This window comes from Burkholderia territorii, assembly GCF_902833055.1.
Classification (GTDB): domain Bacteria; phylum Pseudomonadota; class Gammaproteobacteria; order Burkholderiales; family Burkholderiaceae; genus Burkholderia; species Burkholderia territorii.
Window position 1 is genome coordinate 51,969 of record NZ_CADFEJ010000023.1, and the last position, 24,208, is coordinate 76,176.

General features: G+C 63.4%; 16 protein-coding genes, 1 tRNA gene and 1 pseudogene. 11 read left to right on the top strand and 7 right to left on the bottom strand.

Annotation, left to right across the window (positions count from 1 at the left end):
* Positions 1–211 precede the first annotated feature (211 nt).
* The gene (galU, locus tag HW466_RS27025; protein ID WP_059450871.1) at positions 212–1,099 is read left to right on the top strand and encodes a UTP--glucose-1-phosphate uridylyltransferase GalU; all 888 of its coding nucleotides are present in this window, start codon (positions 212–214) and stop codon (positions 1,097–1,099) included.
* 337 nt (positions 1,100–1,436) lie between these two features.
* Here the strand turns inward: galU and HW466_RS27030 are convergent, their stop codons facing one another.
* Complete coding sequence (locus HW466_RS27030) at positions 1,437–2,555, bottom strand: acyltransferase family protein (protein WP_059450823.1); 1,119 nt, start codon at positions 2,553–2,555, stop codon at positions 1,437–1,439.
* 268 nt (positions 2,556–2,823) lie between these two features.
* On the opposite strand from HW466_RS27030, the gene HW466_RS27035 reads away from it, so the two are divergent.
* Both HW466_RS27035 and HW466_RS27040 read left to right on the top strand, forming a co-directional pair.
* Positions 2,824–3,273 carry an HU family DNA-binding protein gene (locus tag HW466_RS27035; protein WP_006492882.1) on the top strand — a complete coding sequence of 150 codons (450 nt, stop codon included), beginning with the start codon at positions 2,824–2,826 and terminating at the stop codon, positions 3,271–3,273.
* A gap of 259 nt (positions 3,274–3,532) precedes the next feature.
* Positions 3,533–4,333, top strand: a complete 801-nt coding sequence (locus HW466_RS27040) for an aminoglycoside adenylyltransferase family protein (RefSeq protein WP_151005507.1) — start codon at positions 3,533–3,535, stop codon at positions 4,331–4,333.
* A 138-nt stretch (positions 4,334–4,471) separates the two neighbouring features.
* Here HW466_RS27040 and HW466_RS27045 read toward each other — a convergent pair whose 3' ends face one another.
* The 3 genes from HW466_RS27045 to HW466_RS27055 all read right to left on the bottom strand — a co-directional run bounded on the left by HW466_RS27045 (position 4,472) and on the right by HW466_RS27055 (position 7,932).
* Positions 4,472–4,945, bottom strand: coding sequence for a VOC family protein (locus HW466_RS27045; protein ID WP_151005505.1), 474 nt, complete (start codon positions 4,943–4,945; stop codon positions 4,472–4,474).
* Between the two features lie 483 nt (positions 4,946–5,428).
* Complete coding sequence (locus HW466_RS27050) at positions 5,429–6,589, bottom strand: porin (protein WP_060128319.1); 1,161 nt, start codon at positions 6,587–6,589, stop codon at positions 5,429–5,431.
* A 428-nt stretch (positions 6,590–7,017) separates the two neighbouring features.
* The gene (locus HW466_RS27055; protein ID WP_151005351.1) at positions 7,018–7,932 is read right to left on the bottom strand and encodes a YihY/virulence factor BrkB family protein; all 915 of its coding nucleotides are present in this window, start codon (positions 7,930–7,932) and stop codon (positions 7,018–7,020) included.
* 140 nt (positions 7,933–8,072) lie between these two features.
* Between HW466_RS27055 and fdnG the strand changes: the two genes are divergently transcribed.
* The 7 genes from fdnG (at position 8,073) to HW466_RS27090 (ending at position 17,300) form a co-directional block, all read left to right on the top strand.
* Positions 8,073–11,144: a formate dehydrogenase-N subunit alpha gene (gene fdnG, locus HW466_RS27060; protein ID WP_081053262.1), complete on the top strand. Its 3,072-nt coding sequence runs from the start codon at positions 8,073–8,075 to the stop codon at positions 11,142–11,144.
* A gap of 10 nt (positions 11,145–11,154) precedes the next feature.
* Positions 11,155–12,069, top strand: a complete 915-nt coding sequence (fdxH, locus tag HW466_RS27065) for a formate dehydrogenase subunit beta (protein ID WP_059450830.1) — start codon at positions 11,155–11,157, stop codon at positions 12,067–12,069.
* Positions 12,066–12,692 (top strand): formate dehydrogenase subunit gamma, encoded by a 627-nt coding sequence (locus tag HW466_RS27070; RefSeq protein ID WP_059450831.1) that lies wholly within the window; start codon positions 12,066–12,068, stop codon positions 12,690–12,692. The genes fdxH and HW466_RS27070 overlap by 4 nt, the downstream gene beginning before the upstream one ends.
* Before the next feature lie 108 nt (positions 12,693–12,800).
* Positions 12,801–13,736, top strand: coding sequence for a formate dehydrogenase accessory protein FdhE (fdhE, locus tag HW466_RS27075; protein ID WP_174905768.1), 936 nt, complete (start codon positions 12,801–12,803; stop codon positions 13,734–13,736).
* A 76-nt stretch (positions 13,737–13,812) separates the two neighbouring features.
* The gene (gene selA, locus HW466_RS27080; RefSeq protein WP_151005349.1) at positions 13,813–15,252 is read left to right on the top strand and encodes an L-seryl-tRNA(Sec) selenium transferase; all 1,440 of its coding nucleotides are present in this window, start codon (positions 13,813–13,815) and stop codon (positions 15,250–15,252) included.
* On the top strand, positions 15,249–17,174 hold the full coding sequence (selB, locus tag HW466_RS27085; RefSeq protein ID WP_174905767.1) for a selenocysteine-specific translation elongation factor: 1,926 nt from the start codon (positions 15,249–15,251) through the stop codon (positions 17,172–17,174). Before selA ends, selB begins: the two co-directional genes overlap by 4 nt.
* Before the next feature lie 30 nt (positions 17,175–17,204).
* Positions 17,205–17,300: transfer RNA gene (locus HW466_RS27090), tRNA-Sec, on the top strand.
* Positions 17,301–17,876: 576 nt separating this feature from the next.
* Here the strand turns inward: HW466_RS27090 and HW466_RS27095 are convergent.
* Entirely contained in the window at positions 17,877–18,302 is a 426-nt protein-coding gene (locus tag HW466_RS27095) for a hypothetical protein (protein WP_060347988.1), read from the bottom strand.
* Positions 18,299–20,140: a S10 family serine carboxypeptidase-like protein gene (locus HW466_RS27100; protein WP_151004622.1), complete on the bottom strand. Its 1,842-nt coding sequence runs from the start codon at positions 20,138–20,140 to the stop codon at positions 18,299–18,301. The genes HW466_RS27095 and HW466_RS27100 overlap by 4 nt, the downstream gene beginning before the upstream one ends.
* 761 nt (positions 20,141–20,901) lie before the next feature.
* On the opposite strand from HW466_RS27100, the gene HW466_RS32340 reads away from it, so the two are divergent.
* Positions 20,902–22,782, top strand: a complete 1,881-nt coding sequence (locus HW466_RS32340; protein WP_151004624.1) for a S10 family peptidase — start codon at positions 20,902–20,904, stop codon at positions 22,780–22,782.
* A 528-nt stretch (positions 22,783–23,310) separates the two neighbouring features.
* Here the strand turns inward: HW466_RS32340 and HW466_RS27110 are convergent.
* A pseudogene (locus HW466_RS27110) lies at positions 23,311–23,794 on the bottom strand (transposase); the annotation flags it as partial.
* Positions 23,795–24,208: the final 414 nt, after the last annotated feature.

A 24,208-nucleotide genomic window follows, 5' to 3' on the forward strand; every position in this document is an offset into this window, starting at 1 on the left:
ATCGGTAATTTGTTTATGTCCGGATGCCGGGTTCGGCAATATCGACCGGATTCACGGATTATCCGTTTTCTGGAAACATGGGCAATAGGTCCATATCGAAAATGAGCGGAGTGGAATTGGCCGTGCCGCCGGTTCTCGATATGCCGTTCGAAAAACAATCGCGCCGGGTCGCGCAGCGATGCGGCGCAGTCAACGCAATCAGGATGCGAACATGTTGAAAGTCACCAAGGCCGTGTTCCCCGTTGCCGGTCTCGGCACGCGGTTCCTCCCGGCAACGAAGGCGAGCCCGAAGGAAATGCTGCCCGTCGTCGACAAGCCGCTGATCCAGTACGCGGTCGAGGAAGCGATCAACGCCGGTATCACCGAGATGATCTTCGTGACGGGGCGTAGCAAGCGCGCGATCGAGGATCACTTCGACAAGTCCTACGAGATCGAGGCCGAGCTCGAGGCGCGCGGCAAGGAAAAGCTGCTCGAGCTCGTGCGCGGCATCAAGCCGAGCCACGTGAACTGCTTCTACGTGCGCCAGCCGGAGGCGCTCGGCCTCGGCCACGCGGTGCTGTGCGCGGAAAAGCTTGTGCACGGCGAGCCGTTCGCGGTGATTCTCGCCGACGACCTGCTGCACGGCGAGCAGCCGGTGCTCAAGCAGCTCGTCGACGTGTTCGACCACTATCACAGCTCGGTGATCGGGGTCGAGACGATTCCGCGCGAGGACAGCCGCTCGTACGGCGTCGTCGAAGGCCGCGAGTGGGAAGAGGACATCATCAAGCTGTCGGGCATCATCGAGAAGCCGGCGCCGGAAGACGCGCCGTCGAACCTCGGCGTGGTGGGCCGCTACGTGTTCATGCCGACGATCTTCGATCACCTGCGCAAGCTCAAGCCGGGCGCCGGCGGCGAGCTGCAGCTCACCGACGCGATCCAGACGCTGCTCGCGAACGAACAGGTGCTCGCGTATCGCTACTACGGCACGCGTTTCGATTGCGGCAGCAAGATCGGCTACCTCAAGGCGACCGTCGAGCTCGCACTCCAGCATCCGGAAGTGAGCCGCGAATTCGAGGCGTACCTGCGTACCTGCCTGCCCGCGCTGGCTGCCGTCGCGTAAGCAGCCGCGCTGCTCCATTGTTTCAGGTGGTGGTTGTTCCGTTGGCCCCGGCTGCCTCGTGCGTCGGGGCTTTTTTGCGTGTGGACGACGCGCGGGCGGGCGGCGTCGGGTGAGCGGCGGTGCCGGTTGCGGGCGGATTCGTGCGGGTGATTGCGCGAAGATTCCGGTATGCCGCCGGACGGCGATGCCGGTTCTGGCGCGTCGTGCGTTGAGCGGTGCGCCGGATGCCGGACACCTGACGTCGCGGCGATGAAACCATTGCCGGCGCGCCGGTCGTGTACGTGCCGATGAGCGACGGCTGCCGCCTGGCTGCGTCGCGTTCGCGCCGGTATCGCGCTCAGCGCGGCGACGTGCTCGGCCGCGTGACGAAGTACCGGGCGAGCATCGCGGCGATCGGCTTCTTGAGATCGAGCAGGCGCCTTTCCAGATAGCGCCACGACAGGTGCGCGAGCAGCACGGCGAGCGCGAACTGCAGCACTTCGGGCAGCACTTCCCGGACGATTCCGGGCATCGGCACGTGCGCGAACAGCGCGGGCATCTCGCCGAAACGTGCCGGAATCAGGTTGTGGAACAGGTAGAAGCCGTAGCTGATCGTGCCGAGATAGACGAGCGGCGCCCAGTCGAGCAGTGCCACGGCCGGATGGTCAGGCTCGGTGACGATCCACAGCATCAGCGCGCCGAGCGACGCGGACAAGCCGAGATCAACGAGCCCCGTCACGATGTCCGGCAGCATCGTGAACGCGGGCAGCGCGAGGAAGAACACGACGCCGGCGGCGCCGAGCCAGCCGGGCGGAATGCGGCGGACGACGCTCTGGCCGCGATCGGCGAGCGCCATCGCACCGACGCCGCCCAGCGCGATCAGCGCGAAATTCCACGGGGAAAACGCGTAGATCAGCACCGGCGATGCATCGAGCGCGTAGAGCGCGAGATGCGCGAACGCGCACAGCACGACGGCCGCGACGCCGAGCGCGACGTGGCGGGCGGCCGGCACCGCGAGCAGCGTGAGCGGCGCAATCAGATAGAACTGCTGTTCAACCGCGAGGCTCCAGAAGTGCGACGTGGAGCCCGGCCAGCCGTCCTTCACGACGCCGATCCAGTAATTCGACAGGAACGTCGCGTGCCACGCGAGCCCGAGATTGACGCCGCGCTGGTAGAACAGCGCGTGCGCGATCGCGAGCGCGGCGAGCAGCAGGTAATAGACGGGAAAAATCCGCAGCGCGCGCTTCGCGAGGAACAGCGCCAGCGCATGGCGGCGCGTCATCGTGCCGCATTCGATCGCCTGACGGTTGCGATGCAGTTCGCCGACGATCAGGAATCCGCTGATGAAGAAGAACGTCCACACACCGAGCTTGCCGACGTCGACAGCGAGGACGTGGCCTTTGTGGGACAGGAAAACGAGGATGACGGCGATGGCTCGCAGGCCGTCGAGTCCTTTGACGTATCTGACTTCGCGCATGAAGGCATCCGGGGCACTGAGCGAGGTCAGTATAGGTGCGCAAATATCGAACGTAATTCGCGATCCGGTGCGTTTGGACGTATACGTGAAGGCGTTTTTCGATGCCGGCGCGCCGTCGAAGTCGGTCGCGCGCAACAAAACCTGCGGGAAACCCCGCGAAAACGCATAAAAGTACTGCACGAAGCGTCGAGGCGCTTGTAGAATCCGGCGTTGAAGCGCGCGCGTTGCACGCTTCGTGTATCCAACGACCACACCTGGTAGGAGAAACATGGCGACTTCCGCAAAAAAGGTGGCCAAGAAGGCTGCCGCACCGGCGACCAAGAAAGTGGCTGCCAAAAAGGCTGCGCCCGCGAAGAAAGTAGTGGCCAAGAAGGCTGTCGCGAAGGCAGCACCGGCTGCTCCGACGCCGCTGAAGGACAAGTTCACGAAGGCATCGCTCGCAACGCACATCGCTGAGCGCGCAGCTGTCGAAGTGAAGGCGGTCAAGGCGGTCCTCGCCGCACTCGAGAACGTCGTGCTGGGCTCGGTTCACAAGAAGGGCGCAGGCGAATTCACGCTGCCGGGTCTGCTGAAGATCACGGCACAAGTCGTGCCGGCGAAGAAGAAGCGCTTCGGCAAGGATCCGTTCACGGGCGAAGAGCGCTGGTTCCCGGCGAAGCCGGCCAGCGTGCGCGTGAAGGCACGTGCGCTGAAGAAGCTGAAGGACGCGGCTGCGTAATGCAGCGTGACGGTCGCCGAATGCATGTCGGCGGCCGTTGCGATGTCCGACGATCCCCGTACGCGAAAGCGTGCGGGGATTTTTATTGCGCCGCGCAAATGGCGCGTACGCGCCGGTATCGCGCGGCGCGAATACGGCACGACGTGACGCGTATCGCGTACTGCGGGCCGCTTGCGCCGATGACCGAATCGGCGTGTTCGTGCCGGCGCGCGGCTGGCCATCGCCGCATGCGGCGCGCAGGTCGCGCGGAGCTCGAATCATGAACGCGACGAGCGTTCCCGCCGGGATCGCCGACCAGGTGACGGCTGCTTGCGCCTTGCTCGACCGGCATCTCGGCGTGACGCTTCAGGCGGTGCATCTGTTCGGCTCGGCGCTCGACGGCGGGCTGAAGCCGCGCAGCGACATCGACCTGCTGGTGACGGTGGCCGCCTCGCCGGGCGACGCGGTGCGGCGTGCGCTGATGCTCGATTTGCTCGACGTGTCCGCGCCGCCGCAGTGCGATGCACGCATGCGCGCGCTGGAAGTCACCGTGCTCGTGCGCGACGACGTGGTGCCGTGGCGTCATCCGGCCCGGCGCGAACTGCAATTCGGCGAATGGCTGCGCCGCGATCTGCGCGCGGGTATCGTCGAACCGGCGTGCGTCGATCACGATCTCGCGATTCTGCTGACGAAGGTTCGGCAGCACGACGTTGCGCTGCGCGGGCCGCGCGCGGCCGCATGGTTCGACGCGGTGCCCGCACGCGATTTCATCGCCGCGCTCCGCGCGACGGTTGCGCAGTGGGACGCGGAGCCGGACTGGCGCGGCGACGAATGCAACGTCGTGCTCGCGCTCGCACGCGTCTGGTACAGCGCCGCGACCGGCAGGATCGCGCCGAAGGATGTCGCCGCGGCATGGGCGCTGGAGCGCCTGCCCGACACGTACCGGCCCGTCTTGTCGGCTGCACGTGCCGTGTATCTGCACGGCGACGGTGACGGGGCCGGCACGCTGTTGTCGGGCAGACCGGTTGTCGCATTCGTGCGTGACGTGCGACGGATCGTCGAAGCCATGTTGCCGGCATAGCAGCGAGAGACCGGCCGCCGCGCGCGATTGCGTCGCGGCGTGATGCAATCCCGTCGACGGTCGCCGTCATGCGCGTCTCTTGCGCGCTCCACGAGCGTGCCGATGCCGGCCGAAGGCAGCCGCCACGCCCGCGCCTCGTCAGCCCGCCGTGCCCGCGTAGGCGGCCTCCAGCGCGGCGACGTCGAACTTCGTCATCTGCATCATGGCCGCGGCCACGCGCGCCGCCTTCACCTCGTCGCGATCGGTCATCATCGGGATCAGCGCGTCGGGCACGATCTGCCACGAGACACCGAAGCGGTCACGCAGCCAGCCGCAGCCGTCGGCCGTGCCGCCGTTGTCGAGCAGCGCGCTCCAGTAGCGGTCGAGTTCCGCCTGGTCGGCGCAGCTGATCATCAGCGAGATCGCGTGGTTGAAGGTTTCGGTGCGCGGGTGGCTCATCGCGATGAACGGCTGCCCGAACAGCTCGAATTCGACCATGCGGGTGCCGTCCGTGCCGGCGATCGCCGTGACGCGCACGACGCGCGAGTTCGGGAAAATGCCCGCATAGAAGGCCGCGGCTTCTTCGGCTTCGGTCGCGTACCAGAGGAACGGCGTGATCTTCTGAATCGTCATGGAGCGTCTCCTGTCGGATGTCGGTGAGGGGCGCGGCAATCTGCGTGCCGCCATCGATACGACGGACGAAGGCCGTCGAAATCGACACGTCGAAGCATAGTGCTTCGTGTCGCGGTATCGAAATCGGCGATGTGGACGGTCAGGCGTCCATTGCGATGAGGGATCTCGTTGTCGCGCGTCAGGCTGACATGGAGTGAGCGGTTCGCGCGACGGCGTGAACGGGATCGTGCCGTATGTAGCCGTCGTAGCCGTCGGACAGCGAGGGATGTCTCGATGCCTCTGGACGGGCATCCGGCGCACGACAGGCGGTCCTGGAGCCGCTCCCGGCCCGTTGCCTTACCGCAGGCCCGCGACGCGATCGCCGTTCGCCCGGCCGCTGCCGGCAGCGGACGAAAAAAAACCAGCCACGGCCGAAACCGGTGACTGGTTTTGCAGTTCGGCGACATGGCGTCGGAGACGCCATGCATGCCGGAAACGTACTTCTTAGAACTTGTGGCGAATGCCGACTGCGACCATCTCGGCCGAGCTCTTGCCGGCGAAGCCGTACGAAGCGATCGACGCTTGTGCGGTTTGCGTCGTGGTGGCGTCGACGCGCTGCGTGCCGCTCGCGTGCTGGTATGCGCCAACCAGATAGACGTCCGTGCGCTTCGACAGCGAGTAGTCCGCGCCGATGCCGACCTGATGGTACTTCGCGTCCGTGTCGCCGCTCGCCTTCGTGTACGAGTAGCCGAGGCCCAGCAGCAGCGGCGGCGTGACCTGGTACGTCACGAACGCACGGCCCGTGTTGTACTTCTCCGTCGACGTGAAGCCCGAGAACGCGTCCGGCTTGTACTGTGCGTTGCTGTAGCCGAGGCCGAACGTCACCGGGCCGAGTGCGTACTGGCCAGCGACTTGCGCGATGGCGATCGACTTCGCCGTTGCGTAACCCGAGTTGATCGGGCCGTCGAAGATCGCGTCGGACGTCGTCGACGTCCAGGTGGTGCGGCCGAGCGTCGTCGTCGGCGACGGGTTCGCTGCGTAGAAGTAGCCTGCTGCAACGCCGACCGGGCCGTTGTTGTAGGCAGCCGCGACCGACCACGTCTGGCCCGAACCCGTCTTGCCTGCGACACCGCCGAGCGCGTACATGCCTTCGACCTGGAAGCCTGCCCAGACCGGCGACGTGTACTTGATTGCGTTGCTGACGCGCAGCGAGTTGTCGTTGTTGTCGACGTCGCCCGGCGTTGCCATCACGCTGCCGAAGTAGTTGTCAGCCGTGACTGCCTGGACCAGGTCGACCAGCGGGTCGTACTGGCGGCCAAGCGTCAGCGTACCGTACTGGGCGCTTTCGAGGCCGACGTATGCCTGACGACCGAACATGCGATTGCCTTGGCCCAGGTGGCCCGTGCCCGGATCGAAACCGTTTTCCAACTGGAAGATCGCCTTCAGGCCACCGCCGAGGTCTTCAGCGCCTTTCAGGCCCCAACGGCTGCCCTGCAGGTTGCCCGACAGCATTTGCCACGAGTTGTTGGCTTGGCCGTTGTTGCCGTGAACCCATGCGATCGACGTATCGATCACGCCGTACAGCGTGACGCTCGACTGAGCGTGAGCAGCGCCAGCGGCGCCCAGCAGGGCGAGCGAGAGGGTCGAGAGTGCGAGTTTCTTCATCGTTGAGTATCTCCACGCAAATGAATCGTCATTCGTTATTTGTTGCGGATTGGAGAATAGCTCAGTGCCATACATGCAAGAAAGCTTAAAAAATAAAGTGTCGCGAAAAGGTAACGGCAGGAAAAAGTCCATATATATCAAGGACATCAAGAACTGTTCCTCTTTTTGAAATAGTTGACAATTGCTGCGCTGCGATTGTTGCAGCAACCGGTGCATCTGGCAGAGGAAGCGGGTGTTTTGCGGGTTCGCGCGCGGAAATCGAGGCAAGCAAACGTTTGCCGTTGCAGCGCGCATCGCGTGCCGGTGCAAAGAACGCATCAACGATCGGGAATGCCTCGCGGGCAGGACGGTTGCGAAAACACAGGCGGTCGCGTAGTTAGCGCCGCCTCGCGCGTGGCGCGTCGGCGGCGCAGGGCGTGCGTCGGCAGTCAGTCGCTGCTTGCGCGATCGGGCGGCGCGGCCGCGGCATTGCCGGTGCGCCGATGCGCATCGCCGCGCGCGGCGGCGAATTCCGCACCGAGCAGCAGCACGGCCGCCGAGAAGTACAGCCACATCAGCAGGACCGCGAACGATCCGGCCGCGCCGAATGCGCTGGCCGTGCCCGCGCGGGCGAGATACAGCGCGAACAGCTTCTTGCCGCCCGAGAACAGGATCGCGGAGACAATCCCGCCGATCAACGCATCGCGCCACGCGACGCGCGCATCGGGCAGGAACTTCATCAGCGCGGCGAACGCGCCGGCGAGCACCGCGATGCCGACGAAGAACTGCAGCACGTTGGTGATCGCGACGTACGGCGAATCGCCGAGCAGCCAGGTGCCGATGAACGTGATCGCGGTATCGAGCACGAGCGACACGATCAACAGGAATGCGACGCCGAGCACGAGCCCGAACGAAATCAGCCGCACGCGCACGAGCCCGAGCATGCTCGACCAGCGGCTTTCCGTGCTCGGCCAGATCACGCTCAGCGCGGTGTTCAGCGACGCGAACGTCGCCGATGCGCCCAGCGCGAGCGCGGCGAACGAGATCAGCGTCGCGATTCCGCCGCGCTCGCCCGCGCGGTGCGCGTTCTGCACGATCGTCTGGATGCTGGCGGCCGCGTCGTCGCCGATCAACTGATGCGCCTGCTCGAACACCTGGCCGCGTGCGGCGTCGTCGCCGTAGAACCAGCCGGCCACGGCGATCACCATCACGAGCGTCGGCGCGAGCGAGAACGCGGAGAAGAACGCGATGCTCGCGGCCATCGCCGAGCAGCGGTCGGACGAGAAGCGCTTGAATGCAGTGAGTGCCCAGTTGGCCTGCTGTTGCGCGAGACGAGTGGCTTCGGAGGTGATCTGTCGTTTCATGACGGTTCGGTTGGGCGTTGAACGCACTGACATCGGAGGATCAGACAAATCAGTATTGATCCGAGGATTCGATCATAGTTGCGTGAACTGTCTATAATCCTTTCAGTTTCACCTCACCCCACAAAAACGCCGAGACCATCATGCTACAAATGTCCCGGCGCCAGTTCCTGAAGGTGACGGCCACGTCGCTTGCCGGATCGAGTCTTGCCCTGATGGGCTTTTCTCCGACGGAAGCGCTCGCCGAGGTCCGACAGTACAAGCTGGCGCGCACAGTCGAAACGCGCAACACCTGCCCCTATTGCTCGGTGGGTTGCGGCATCCTCATGTATAGCCTCGGGGATGGCGCGAAGAACGCGCAGTCGAGCATCATCCATATCGAAGGCGATCCAGACCATCCCGTCAATCGCGGCACGCTGTGCCCGAAGGGCGCGAGCCTGATCGACTTCATCCACAGCCCGAACCGCCTGACGCGTCCCGAATACCGGGCGCCCGGCTCGGACAAGTGGGAACCGATCTCGTGGAACGACGCGCTCGACCGGATCGCGAAGCTGATGAAGGCCGACCGCGACGCGAACTTCGTCGAGACGGCCGAAGACGGCGCGAAGGTCAACCGCTGGCTGACCACCGGCATGCTGGCCGCGTCGGCGGGCAGCAACGAGGTCGGCTACCTGACCCACAAGACCATCCGCAGTCTGGGGATGCTCGCATTCGACAATCAGGCGCGTGTCTGACATGGCCCGACGGTGGCAGGTCTTGCCCCGACGTTTGGCCGTGGAGCGATGACGAACCATTGGGTCGACATCAAGAACGCGGACGTGATTCTCGTGATGGGCGGCAATGCAGCCGAAGCCCATCCGTGCGGTTTCAAGTGGGTAACGGAGGCGAAGGCGCACCGCAAGGCGCGGCTGATCGTCGTCGACCCGCGCTTCACGCGCACGGCCTCGGTGGCCGACTACTACGCGCCGATCCGCACCGGCACCGACATCGTCTTCCTGGGCGGTGTGATCAACTATCTGCTGACGAACGACAAGATCCAGCATGAGTACGTGAAGAACTACACGGACTTCACTTTCATCGTGCGCGAGGATTTCGCGTTCAACGACGGCATCTATTCCGGCTACGACGCGGAGAAGCACGCGTACCCGGACAAATCGAGCTGGGACTACGAACGCGGCGACGACGGCTTCGTGAAGGTCGACCCGACGCTGCAGCATCCGCGCTGCGTGTACAACCTGCTGAAGCAGCACTACGCACGCTATACGCCGGACATGGTCCAGCAAACGTGCGGCACGCCGAAGGAGAAATTCCTGAAGGTGTGCGAAATGCTCGCGACGACGGCCGTTCCCGGCCGCGCCGGCACGGTGCTGTACGCGCTCGGCTGGACCCACCACTCGATCGGCGCGCAGATCATCCGCACCGGCGCGATGGTGCAGCTGCTGCTCGGCAACATCGGCATCGCGGGCGGCGGGATGAACGCGCTGCGCGGCCACTCGAACATCCAGGGCCTGACCGATCTGGGGCTGATGTCGAACCTGCTGCCGGGCTACATGACGCTGCCGATGCAGGCCGAGCAGGATTTCGACGGCTACATCAAGAAGCGCGCGCAGCAGCCGCTGCGGCCGAACCAGCTGAGCTACTGGAAGAACTACAAGGCGTTCCACGTCAGCTTCATGAAGGCGTGGTGGGGCGATGCGGCGACCGCCGAGAACAACTGGGCCTACGACTACCTGCCGAAGCTCGACAAGCAGTACGACCTGCTGCAGGCGATCGAGCTGATGAATGCCGGCAAGATGAACGGCTACATCTGCCAGGGCTTCAATCCGCTCGCGGCGGCGCCGTCGAAGGTGAAGACGGCGGCGGGCCTCGCGAAGCTGAAATGGCTCGTGATCATGGATCCGCTCGCCACCGAGACGTCCGAGTTCTGGAAGCATCACGGCGACTACAACGACGTCGATGCGTCGAAGATCCAGACCGAGGTGTTCCGTCTGCCGACCACGTGCTTCGCGGAAGAAAACGGTTCGCTCGTCAGTTCGAGCCGCGTGCTGCAATGGCACTGGAAGGGCGCGGAGCCGCCGGGCGAGGCCAGGAGCGACCTCGAGATCATGTCGGGGCTGTTCCTGCGCATGCGCAAGATGTATCAGAAGGACGGCGGCAAGTATCCGGATCCGATCGTGAACCTCACGTGGCCGTACGCGAACCCGGAAAGCCCGACGCCCGAAGAGCTCGCGATGGAGTTCAACGGCCGTGCGCTCGCCGATCTGCCCGACCCGAAGGATCCGACCAAGGTGCTCGTGAAGAAGGGCGAGCAGCTCGCCGCGTTCGCGCAACTGAAGGACGACGGCACGACCGCGAGCGGCTGCTGGATCTTCTGCGGCGCATGGACGCAGGCCGGCAACCAGATGGGCCGGCGCGACAACTCGGACCCGACCGGCATCGGCCAGACGCTGAACTGGGCGTGGGCGTGGCCGGCCAACCGGCGGATCCTGTACAACCGCGCATCGTGCGACGTGAGCGGCAAGCCGTTCGACCCGACCCGCAAGCTGATCGGCTGGAACGGCAGCGCGTGGAAGGGCGCCGACGTGCCCGACTTCAAGGCCGACGAGCCGCCCGAAAACGGGATGGGGCCGTTCATCATGAACCCGGAAGGCGTCGCGCGCTTCTTCGCGCGTGCGGGAATGAACGAAGGTCCGTTCCCCGAGCACTACGAGCCGTTCGAGACGCCGCTTGCGGCGAACCCGCTGCATCCGGACAACCCGCAGGCACTGAACAACCCGGCCGCCCGCGTGTTCCCGGACGACCGCGCGTCGTTCGGCAAGGTGTCGGAGTTCCCGCACGTCGCGACGACGTACCGGTTGACCGAGCATTTCCACTACTGGACCAAGCATGCGCGGCTGAATTCGATCATCCAGCCCGAGCAATTCGTCGAGATCGGCGAAGATCTCGCGAAGGAAGTCGGCGTCGCGCACGGCGATCGCGTGAAGGTGTCGTCCAAGCGCGGCTACATCGTCGCGGTCGCGCTCGTCACGAAGCGGATCAAGCCGCTGACGATCGAGGGCAAGAAGGTCCAGACGGTCGGCGTCCCGTTGCACTGGGGCTTCAAGGGTCTGACGAAGCCCGGCTATCTCGCCAATACCCTGACTCCGTCCGTAGGCGACGGCAACTCGTACACACCGGAATTCAAGTCGTTCCTGGTGAAGGTCGAAAAGGCGTAAGGGGGAAGAGATGGCATTGCAATCGCTGGATATCAAGCGCGTCTCGGCCACCACGACGCCACCGCCCACGGTGCGCGAACCGGTGACCGGGAGCGTCGCGAAGCTGATCGACGTATCGAAGTGCATCGGCTGCAAGGCATGCCAGACGGCATGCATGGAGTGGAACGACCTGCGCGACGAAGTCGGCACCAACGTCGGCGTGTACGACAACCCGGCCGACCTCACCGAGCACTCGTGGACGGTCATGCGGTTCTCCGAATACGAGAACCCGGCAGGCGACCTCGAGTGGCTGATCCGCAAGGACGGCTGCATGCACTGCGAGGATCCGGGCTGCCTGAAGGCGTGTCCGTCGCCGGGCGCGATCGTGCAGTACAACAACGGGATCGTCGACTTCCACGAGGAGAACTGCATCGGTTGCGGCTATTGCGTGACCGGCTGCCCGTTCAACGTTCCGCGGATCTCGAAGAAGGATCATCGCGCGTACAAGTGCACGCTCTGTTCCGACCGCGTCGCGGTCGGCCAGGAACCGGCCTGCGTGAAGACCTGCCCGACGGGCGCGATCGTGTTCGGCACCAAGGAGGACATGAAGCAGCACGCGGCCGAGCGGATCGAGGACCTGAAGGAGCGCGGCTTCGAGCATGCGGGGCTGTACGACCCGCAGGGCGTCGGCGGCACGCACGTGATGTACGTGCTGCACCACGCGGACAAACCGTCGCTGTACCACGGGCTGCCCGACAATCCGTCGATCAGCCCGATGGTGAAGCTCTGGAAGGGCATCGCGAAACCGCTCGCGGTGGCCGGCCTCGCGCTGACCGCGCTGGCCGGATTCTTCCACTACACGCGGGTCGGTCCGAACGAGGTCAGCGAGGACGAGGAAGCCGCCGCCCGCGACGAGGCGCGACGCATCAAGGAGGACGCAAAATGAAGCACGACGACCCCAACCTGATCGTCCGCTACACGCCGAACGAGCGCACGAACCACTGGATCACGGCGATTACGTTCGTGTTGCTCGCGCTGTCCGGGCTCGCGCTGTTCCATCCGTCGATGTTCTGGCTCACCGCGCTGTTCGGCGGCGGCCAGTGGACGCGGATCCTGCATCCGTTCGTCGGTCTCGTGATGTTCGTGTCGTTCGCGATTCTCGTGGTGCGCTTCTGGCACCACAACGCGCTTGACGCGGACGATCGGCAATGGCTGAAGCAGATCGACGACGTGCTGGCCAACCGGGAAGACAAGCTGCCGCCTGTCGGTCGCTATAACGCCGGACAGAAGCTGCTATTCTTCACGTTGGTGGCGTGCCTGGTGTTGCTCCTGCTGTCGGGGATCGTGATCTGGCGACGCTATTTCTCGTTCTACTTCCCGATCGGGGCGATTCGCGCGGCCGCTGTCGTGCATGCCGTGGCGGCCTTCGTGCTGATCGCGAGCATCATCGTGCACATTTACGCGGCGTTGTGGGTGAAAGGCTCGATCGGGGCGATGGTGCGCGGCACCGTCACGCTGGGCTGGGCCCGCAAGCATCACCCGAAGTGGTTCCGTGAAAGCGTGAAGTAACGCACTGGAGCGTGGCGGTACGCAGATTGCCGCGTACCGTCGCGCCACCGCCGGAATCGCCTGGAAAGCGCCGATCCGTCGGCGCTTGTTTTTTTGGATGATATTTTCGTGACACAACGCATTCTCGAACCGACCGAGATCTCGACGCTCGATCATTCGGCCATTCCGCGCTTTCGCCTGCCGGAGCGCGGCACCGTGTTTGCCGCGCGTGCCGCACGGTTGCGCAAGCTCGCCGATCTCAATCCGATCAGCGGCTATCTGCGGCTGATGGCTACCGTCGCCGATGCGCAGCACGCGACGCTGCAGGCGCTGAACCTGCCGATGCCGTCGCCCGAAGCGATCGCGCGTGCGCAGCAGCATTCGATGCCGCTCGTGCCGGCGCTCGACGGCGAGCGCAACCCGCAGTGGCGCGCCGTGCTCTATGAACTGCTCGACCGCGTCGAAAGCGCCGGGCTCGTCAATCCGTCGCTCGCGAAGCTGCTCGACCGGCTGCGCCTGATGGCACCTGCCGAACTCGACGCGCAGGCCGACGCGATCCTCGCGCTGCGCTTCGCCGAAGTCGATCCGGCCACCGCGCCGTTCCTGATGGCCGCGCTGCAGGTCGCCTGGACCGATCTCGCGAGCCGCGTCACACCGTCCGACGTCCCGTATCTCGACCAGCCGGGGCTGTGCCCCGTGTGCGGCACGCATCCGGTCGCGAGCGTCGTGCGTGTCGGCGGGCAGTACCAGGGCTACCGTTTCCTGCAGTGCGGGCTGTGCACGACCGAGTGGCACATGGTGCGCACGAAATGTTCGCACTGCGACTCGACCAAGGGCATCGCCTACCACGGGATCGAGGGCGGCAGCGAAGCCGTCAAGGCCGAGTCGTGCGACGAATGCAAGACCTATCGCAAGATCGGCTACCAGGAGAAGGACTACGAGTTCGAACCGCTGGCGGACGATCTCGCGAGCCTCACGCTCGACCTGCTGATGAACGAAGCCGGCTACCAGCGCAGTTCGCCGAACCCGCTGCTGTGGCCCGACATGTCGCGCGAAGCGGAATGACGGCGGGCAGCCGGGGCGGGCGCGCGAGCGCCGGTGCCGGTTGCGCTGCCACGCAAGGAAATGGAGCCACCATTACGTGACCGACCCGGGTTTGAATGAACTGAATGCCGTCCTCGCGCGCGCGCCGTCGGTGGAGCGCGTGCTCACGTCGGCGCCGCTGCAGCCGCTGCTCGCCGACTATGGCCGCACCCGCGTGCTGAACGCGGTGCGTGCCGAACTCGAACGCTGGCGCACCGCCGCCCAGCAGGATCCGCAGGCGGCCGAGCCGCTCGACGAGCCGCGCATCGCTGCCGCGGTTGCCCGCACACTGGCGGCCCAGAACGCGGGCACCGTGCGCGCGGTGTTCAACCTGACGGGCACCGTGCTGCACACCAATCTCGGGCGCGCGTTGTTGCCCGACGACGCGGTGAGCGCGGTGGTCGACGCGCTCACCCGGCCCGTCAACCTCGAATTCGATCTCGCCACCGGCCGCCGCGGCGATCGCGACGACCTGATCGACGATCTGTTGTGCGAACTGACCGGCGCGGAAGCCGCGACCGTCGTCAACAACAACGCGGCGGCCGTGTTGCTGACGTTGTCCGCGCTCGCGCCGAAACGCGAAGTGATCGTGTCGCGCGGCGAGCTGGTCGAGATCGGCGGGGCATTTCGCATTCCCGACATCATGAGTCGTGCAGGCGCGAAGCTGCGCGAGGTCGGCACGACCAACCGTACCCATCTGCGCGATTACGCGGAGGCGATCGGCCCGCGCACTGCGATTCTGATGAAGGTCCATTGCAGCAATTACGCGATCAGCGGCTTCACGAAGGAAGTGACGCTCGCCGAACTCGCGCCGCTCGCGCGCGAGCATGGGCTGCCGGTCGTGGCCGACCTCGGCAGTGGCACGCTTGCCGACCTGTCGCAATGGGGCCTGCCGCACGAGACGACCGTGCAGGAAACCGTCGCGGCCGGTGCGAACCTCGTCACGTTCAGCGGCGACAAGCTGCTCGGCGGCCCGCAGGCCGGCCTGATCGTCGGCGATCGCGCGCTCGTCGCGAAGATCAAGAAACACCCGCTCAAGCGCGCGTTGCGCGTCGGCAAGCTGACGCTCGCCGCGCTCGAACCCGTGCTGCGGCTCTATCGGGCGCCGGAATTCCTGCGCGAGCGGCTCACCACGTTGCGGCTGCTCACGCGGCCCCAGCGCGACATCGCCGACGCGGCAGAGCGTGTGCGTCCGGCGTTGCAGGCCGCGCTCGGCGGCGGTTTCGACGTGCAGGTCGAGCCGATGTTCAGCCAGATCGGCAGCGGCGCGCTGCCGGTCGATCAATTGCCGAGCGCCGGGCTCGTCGTGCGCACGCCGGACGGCAAGCGCGGCGGGCGCGCGCTCGCGCAACTCGAGAAGAAGCTGCGCGAATGGCCGCGTCCGGTGATCGGCCGCATCGCCGACAATGCGCTTCGGCTCGACCTGCGCTGCCTCGAGGCGGCGGATGAAGCGGCATTCGTCGCGCAGTGCGTGCAGGTCGCGGGGCCCGCTGCATGATCGTCGGTACCGCGGGGCACATCGATCACGGCAAGACGACGCTCGTGCGGGCGCTCACGGGCGTCGACACCGACCGGTTGAAGGAAGAGAAGGCGCGCGGCATCTCGATCGAGCTCGGCTATGCGTATACGCCGCTCGAGAACGGCGACGTGCTTGGCCTGATCGACGTGCCGGGCCACGAGAAGCTGATTCACACGATGGCGGCCGGCGCGTGCGGCATCGACTTCGCGCTGCTCGTGATCGCCGCCGACGACGGCGTGATGCCGCAGACCCGCGAACATCTCGCGATCCTGCAACTGCTTGGCGTCACGCATGGCGCGGTGGCGCTGACGAAGTGCGATCGCGTCGACACCGCACGCCTGTCGGCCGTGCGCGACGAAATCGCCACGTGGCTGCACGGCACGACGCTCGATGGCGCGCCGATCTTCGAAACCTGCGCGACGCGCGATGACGATCCGGGTGTCGCCGCATTGAAGCGTCATCTCGCCGATGCGGCGCTCGCGTGGCGTACGCGCCGAGACGACGGGCTGTTCCGGCTGGCGGTCGATCGCGTGTTCACGCTCGCCGGGCAGGGCACCGTCGTGACCGGTACTGCGTTCGCGGGCCGCGTGGCGACCGGCGATACGCTCGCGGTCGTGCGCACGGGCGCCGCCGCGCGCGTGCGCGGCATCCATGCGCAGAACCGGCCGGTCGGCGAGGGCCGCGCGGGCGAGCGCTGCGCGCTGAATCTTGCCGGCGTCGACAAGGCGGACATCGAGCGTGGCGATACTGTCGCGGATGCACGGCTGGTCGCGACATCGCCGCGTCTCGACGTCGATTTGACGCTGCTGGCCGATGCGGGGCTCACGCTGACGCACTGGGCACCGCTGCACGTGCATCTCGGCACGCTGCATCGCGTCGCGCACGTCGCGCTGCTCGACGGCGATACGCTGGCGGCCGGCCAAAAGATGCGCGTACAACTGGTATTCGACGAACCCGTGTTCGCGCTGCCGGGCGACCGCTTCATCGTCCGCAATCCGCAGGCGACACGTACCGTCGGCGGCGGGCGCGTACTCGATCCGTTCGGTCCCGCGCGCAAGCGCCGCACGCCCGCGCGCCGCGCATGGCTTGACGCATTGGCAGCGTGGCTCGACGAAGGGCGGCTCGATGCGCTGCTCGCGCAGGCACCGCTCGGTATCGCGCGCACGATGCTCACGCACCTGACGGGTTTCGCGCCCGACGCGCTCGCGTTGCCGGACGACGCGCTGGCGATCGGCCAGCGCGAGCGTGCATCGAACGAAGGCACGGTGATCGCGCGAGCGCACTGGCGTGCGCTGCAGGCGCGGGCGATCGATACGCTGCGCGCGTATCATGAGCGCATGCCGGACGAGCAGGGGCTCGATGCGGCACGCCTGCGACGCATGGCGGCGCCGCTCGTCGGCGATGCGCTGTGGCGCGCGTTGGTCGATGCGCTGGTGGATGGCGGGGACGTTGCACGAAGCGGGCCGTGGCTGCATCTGCCGTCGCATGCGGTGAGTTTCGATGCGCGCGAGGAAGCGCTGGCGCAGCAACTGCTGCCGCTGATTCACGCGGGGCGCTTCGATCCGCCGTGGGTCCGCGATCTGGCGCGCGATACGGGCGCGGCGGAGGATGTCGTGCGCACGCTGCTGCGCAAGCTCGCGCGACGCGGCGACCTGCATCAGGTCGTGCGCGACCTGTTCTATCACGCGGATGTCATTGGCGAGCTGGCCGGGCTGGTCGCGCGTCTCGCGCCGACGCGCGGCGGCGGGCTCGATGCGGCGACGTTCCGGGACGCGACCGGGCTTGGCCGCAAGCGGGCGATCCAGATTCTCGAATTCTTCGATCGGGTTGGGTATACTCGCTTCCACCGCGATCTTCACTTCCTGCGGCCTGACAGCGGTTGGGTGGGTGTACAGGCGTAGGCGCTCGTTGTTCTTTTGGTTTTCTCCCACGGAAGGCATTCGTATCCGGTGGTACGGCCGGGCTTCAAACCCGGTTGGGGGCGTCAGACGCTCCCGGGTCAGTTCGACTCTGGCTGCCTTCCGCCACATTGGCCTTCCCGGCTATTCCGAACTCTTCCGTAAACGTCTACGGGGCCGATGATTTCATAGCGATTTATGGGTAACGACGTGCTTGCGGCTACCGTTGATGTTCCGCACAATTTCCTTCCGAAGTACGGGGAGGGTGGACGTCCGATTTTCCGAACGAGTTCGACTCATGAACAGGCAGCACTCGTTCACGCCGTAGCAGCCGATACCGGCCTTGGCAGAGATTGCGACCGCAGCAGCGAAGACAGTGAGGTTCAGTGCCGGCAAAGCGTTCAAAGATACGGTGACGCGCCTTGAAGAGCCGCGACGATGGGGTGACAGGCAAGGCGGAGTGCACGGCAGTGTGTCCCCGCCAAGTTCAATCGTCGGGTTTCCCGCTAAATTGAAATGTCGCGGTGTTTGGTCTTTGTCTTGTCGGAGGCCGGCCGAAGAAAATGGAAGCCAACGCAACATTGTGAAGCTGCACATTGAACATGCAGACGAGTTTGGATGCACTTCGCTTTTTGCCCCACCGTCCCGCTTGTCGGTAACGAATGGGGCATCTTCTTCATCAGCGCCCGATACGGCCTGCGCGTTTTACGACGTCGATAGCGGGACGACAGGGCGTCGATTCAGATAGCGGATCACGTCTTCATAGCGAACCGCCCCTTTCCTTTCCGTGTCGATCTCGTCGAAATGATCCACGGCCCACCCCCATCCGCTCTTGTTCGCCCCCTCCTTGGTGAGCAAGTGAGTGGCGGGGTCAGCCGCAGCCTTGAACTTCGCTTTGAGATCGGTGGTAATGGCGTCGGCCACGTTGCTCTTCGTCGTCGCCGGCGGTGCGCTGCCGGGCGCGATCGGTGGCCGGCTAAATTTCTCTCCGACGCGAACGAAGCCCTGAGCGTGTCCTGACAGGGTGACCGGAGCGTCGATCACAAACCGATCGCTCGCGAGGCTTGATTGCGTGCCAACCAAGGCCAGTCCGCTCGCTGTTGCAAGCAGACAAACAAAAAGTGGTTTCATCGTGCTACTCCTTGCGAAGTGATGCTCGTCGCAGCCATTGACGACGATGTGGTACTCGCCGTCAAAAACGATCGGAGATCCGACCGCATGCCGCTGCGCGATGCCTCCGTCAGATATGCCATATGTCCACCGTCGTACTCTTTGACGGTTACTCGCGGGACGGGCGAGGTTGGCGACCAGAGTCCCACGGCCCCGAGGTCCAATTCGGTTTGAAAGAATGGCGTGACGCCGTCATGATAGCCATGGAAGACCAGTGCTTTTAGGGTAGGCTGCAACGTCAATGCCTCTACCAAATCCGGCACGCTGGTAGGAGCGGGCGAGCCTCGATGCTGAATGGGGGAATCGTTCCACCAATAATCTGCCGCTATATCGCTACCATAAACCTGCTTGGGGTCTTTGTTTTGATAACCGAATTCGCTTAGGAGTAGCTGTTTGATGTTTCCATAAAATCCAGCATCTTCGTAAAAGCTAATGTCGTAATTAATGGGATCGGTCGTGCTCATGCGGCCATCGTAGGCATTGAAGTGGGGATTCTGTCCGTTATTCGGATATATAACTTTGCCAATCGATAAAAAGTCCGTGATTCGCCCATCTGGACTTAATGAATTTTCCGGTAGGCCTGTAATACCACTGAGTGTTGTCGCCACATTTGTAGAAAATATCTGTTGCTGAAGTCCTTGAGCGTAATCGCCAGAAGCGAAATTTCGTAGATAGGTCGCGTAATCGGTCTTCGATTGCCCGTTTCGTGCAGTTGCCTTCCCGTAATAATCTACCACCATGCCGAGTGTTGGAAGGAAGCCTTCCGCTTGGTCTGACGATGTCGATCGATACCCATAATCCATAATCGGTGATTGCAGGATAACGCCGGTCAGAACCTGCGGTGTTGCCTTCGATGGGTCCGGCAGGTAGTTGCTGGTGCCAGCCTGCACCAGCAAGTCAGCCACGATCGGGGTGCGAATGCCGCTATATGACTCACCCATCAAATATTTTGGGGAACTCTGACGGTTATTCCGATTGATATACGCGGTGATGAAATCCCGGAACACTTTAGCGTCGGCATCGGTATTCCAGAAATCGCTATTTTTATGTGGCGCGATTGCCTCCGAATACCCCGAGCCAGGCAGGTCGATAAAGACCAGATCGGTCTGATCGAGGAGCGTCTGCGGGTTGTCGATCAAGGGGAATCGATCCGGGTCGGGCATTTCCGTTCCGGTTGGTAGACTGGGGGCGTTGACCAGCAGACGATGCGGGGCCCATGAGCCTAAATGCAGCCAAATTGACGGTTCACCCGGGCCGCCGTTGAAGATAAACATCACCGGGCGCTGGTTGTGCGGTACATCGTCGCGGGTATAGGCCATGTAAAAAATCGACGCCTGAGCGTCCGGGCCAGCCGTCTTGCTTTCGCTCTTCGGCGTCCAGGCGATAAGGTGACCGGCTGTTGCCGAGTATTCGATCGTTTGCCCGTCAGCACCGATCATGCTGTGATGCTTGACGGCCGGTGTCTCGTCGATCGCCTTCAAATCGAGGCCGGCGTTGGCGATATCATCGCTATTGACGATACCCGGGCCGCCGTTCGGTCCATTTTGGTAGGCGGCGCTTTTCATCGCCTTCGGATCCTGCCAAGCCGCGTACTGGTTGGGATCGACCACTGCATGATCGGCGGGCCACTGGAACGGTGCCGGTGTCGGATGAGTATCGTCTTTCGCAACCGTAGAAGTGGAATCGTCTCCCCCACACGCGGCGAGTGCAACGCTCACGTACAGACCGCTCAAGATCAACCGCCATTGGCTTGTCGCATTAATCAATAATATAGTTAATGTATTTTTTATGTGATACATAAATCCTCCAATTAACTGCGTGTTGTATCGAGAATTGATGCGGGGCGGACTTGGATTTTCTTGTCCGGAGGCGAGTATAGAGCATCAAAAGACATTCCTGACGAATGAATGGCGCAATCGGTTTATGCGTCTCTGATTGACATGCGCTCTCGAACAATTCGGCGGACATGTGGCGAGCCGCTTGCTTAGGCACGTCTTTGCGATCTAGCCACGAGTTTCAAGAGGCGGCCTCCACGAATTCCGTCCGACGTCACATTCGGCCACGCCGAAAATTGCCGGTGAGCACCCGAGACGGATTCCCGCCTGCCGTTCGGTTCGATGCGCTCGCTCATGCACCGGCACGATCATAATCGCTGGCAGATAAAAATATTTTCCCTGCGCGATTCCATCGTTTTGGAGCGTCGTTCGTCGCTGCTCAGCGCCATTCTGTTAATTTTCGTCACGTAATCCGGGTTAAGTTAATCTCCGATAATCGCGATTTAGTTATAGCTAAATATATAAAATTGATGCTCGACAAACTTTCTGTTGCAATTGTTTTGTTTCTGTAACACGCTATGCACGTGGCAAGAGGGCGGGGATTACACAAATGCGGAACAGAAACATCTGACCTCTGCCACGAATTCACGCCAAAAACCTACGCAATTCGTTGTGAGAAATCGGGACTCCTTCTCTAGAGTCCGTTCCGATATGGCGTGACATTGACTCACTGGGGTTACGCTGCATGTTTATTTTTTTCGGTAAACAAAAAAATCAGGATGACTATGAAAGCATTCACGGAAAATAAAGCGCAGTCGGGGTCTTTCCTCTCGGGCCGCCATCTCCGGCGTTTGCCCGTTGTGCTCGGGTTGAGCATCGTGCTGTTGAGCGCATGCGGCGGCGGCGACGACGGTCCGTCTGCCGAAGCGTCCCAGCCCGCCCTCGCGGCGGACAAACCGTATTTCGATCCCGTCGCCTACGGTAACCGGGCCGACGACTCGATCACGGATACCAACGAGGACGGCGCGATCACGCATCACGTCGTGACCATCAACGGGAAATCGATTCAGTACACCGCAACGGCCGGCCATCTCGTGACAACCGATCCCAGCAGCTCGCAGCCGAACGCGAAGATCTTCTACGTCGCGTACACGGCGGACGGCAAGGACGCAAGCACGCGTCCGGTCACGTTCTTCTACAACGGCGGCCCGGGATCGGCTGCGATCTGGTTGCTACTTGGTTCGTATGCGCCCAAGCGGATCAAGACGTCGATGCCCGATTTCACGCCGCCGGCACCCTATACGATCGAGACGAACCCGGACAGCCTGCTCGACAAGACCGATCTCGTATTCATCAATCCGGTCGGTACCGGTTATTCGACGGCGATCGCGCCTGCGAAGAACAAGGACTTCTGGGGTGTCGACAAGGACGCGTCGTCGCTGAAGCAGTTCATCAAGCGCTACTTGACCGCGAACCAGCGCTGGAATTCGCCGAAGTTCCTCTACGGCGAGTCGTACGGCACGCCGCGTACCGCCGTGCTCGCGAATGCGCTGCACAAGGACGGCGTCGACCTGAACGGGATCGTGCTGCAATCGTCGATTCTCGATTTCCGGCAGAGCGAGAATCCGATCGGATTGCTGCCCACCTACGTTGCCGATGCGTGGTACCACAAGAAATTCACCGCACCGACGCAGTCGACGACGCTTGCGGGCGTGATGTCGGAAGCCGCGCAGTTCGCGTCCGGCGATTTCGCGGCGCTGACGAAGGACGCGATCGCCGCAAATGCGGCGGTGACGGCAACACGCTACGACCCGATCCTGTCAGCCGGTATCGATGCGGCTTTCGCGGCGGCGGGCGGCCCTTCGTCGATGAAATGGACGGACATCATCACGTACTTCGAGACGCAGCCCAACGCAAGCGTGCTGCTACAGAAAACGCAGGCGTATTTCGATGCTGTCGACGCGATGTCCAGTCTCCCGGCGCCGAGCGATGCTGCCGTGCAACGCGTTGCGCAGTACATCGGTATCGACAAGACGCTAGTGCAAAAAGCGAAGCTGCTCGTCGACACCGACACTTTTCAGCGTAACCTCGTGCCGGGGCGCAGCATTGGCGCGTACGACGGTCGTGTTACGACGACGGACCTGGGCGTCGCGGCCGACATCAGCCTGATCAACAACGATGCGTTCGATCGCGCGACGAACGGCGTGTACATCGCCGCCTGGAACATCTATCTGAACCAGGAACTGAAGTACACGTCGAATTCCGCCTTTACCGGCATCACCGACGTATCGGCGGCGTGGGACTGGACGCACCAGGATCCGACCGGCAATACGTCGCAGGGCCGAGGCAATCTGAACACGGTCACCGATCTGGCCGCGATCATGGGTATCAACCCGGATCTGAAAGTGTTCCAGGCAAGCGGTTATTACGACAACGTGACGCCGTGGTACCAGACGCGACTCGACCTGCAGAACATGCAGATCGACCCCGCGCTGCGCCAGAATCTGCAGATCAACGAATATCCGTCCGGGCACATGATCTATCTCGACCCGGATTCGCGCACCGCGCTGCGCAACGATCTGCTGAACTTCTTCCAGATGGTCGGCTCGGATCGGGCCGCCATGCAGCGGATCCTGCGGTTGCAGAAGCCGGGTCGCGCGTCCTGATACGCGTGTGAATCGGGCGGGGTTTGACCGGCTCCGCCCACTCGAACTGACGACCGGTTCGGGCCTCGCCGGGCGGCAAGCGCGTAGCACCCGTCGAAGGAGGCGAGCGGCGGTGGGCTTGCCTGCCGCTTCTACTGCAAGATCTCGAGTTCGACGCAGTGCTCGTCAAGGTGCCTGATTGCCTTGATGGCGCCGGACAGCCTTGACGGAACGATCGAAGCCCGTTTCATATTCATCACGACAACGTGCTTGAACCGCAATTCTGCGATGTCGAGCATACAGAGCCGGAAGCGCCATTGCCGACGCGCGCTCGGGCTGGCGTCGGCCGCAGCGAACAGGGCCGCGACCGAGCGATGTCGATTTCACGCCACTCCCCTATACCTCTCCGCCGACAAGTTGGCTTCATTTAGGGGAGGCCCGCGGTATGCAAACCATCATGATTGCCGCGCCATAGGAATTTCCCTGCCGTCCGGCCGCCTTGTGGGCGAATGATCCAGCCTGTTCTGCATCTCTGGCTCAGGGACGGCTTCAAAGAGACTCGTTGGCGCGCCGCAGCGTATTCCAGCAGATCAAGCGGCAGCTGGGTTTGACGGACGCGCCGTGAATGTCGGCACGGTGCGCGAAACGAACGCGGAGGCGACGCACGTGATCCAGCCAGGCATTCGCGCGCTCGACGACGCAACGGTATTTGCCAAAGTCACTGCCACGGCCGGCACGGCGCGTGACGATCAGCGGCTCGATAGCGCGATCACGCAACGATCTTGGATGACGCTTGGAGTCGTATCCGCGATCGGCGTAAACGATGCGAGGCCGCTGCAGCGGATGGCCGCGCAAGCCGCGAATTGGCGGAATCGCGTCGAGCAGAGGCCGCAATTGCATGACGTCGGAAGCATTCGCGCCGCTCAGGATCTCGGCGAGCGGCTTGCCGTTGGTGTCGGGCATGATGTGGTGCTTTGGTGGTACCGGGTCGCGCTCGATCGGAAAGGTGTGGCCCAGTTTTTGGCCAGCCCCCCGACAACGTCAGGCGCATGTGTACGCTCGTGGCCAAAGCGGCGAGAAGACGACATTGGCTTCACCTGCATCAAATACGTTCGGCATCAAGTCGACACGGACCAAGGCGACGTGGCAGCTTTTTGGAAGGACCTACCACGCACCGGCGAGTTGTAGTCCACCAGCCTGCCAGGGAAACCGTTTGCGCTGGGCTGGCTGAATTCATTTTCACCTATGGGATTAGGGCGATTCTCATACAATATTTAATCGAATAATTTGCGATTTTATTGTTAACGAATGTTAGGCGAATGATCTTGCGAACCATTTGCAGATGTATGCTGCCTATTCGTCGGTAGAGTGACTGGATGTCCTTTAAGGGTTTTGGTTGTCTGTCTCTGGCTCCGTTTTAATTGTTTTGTTGCGCTTTAATTTATAA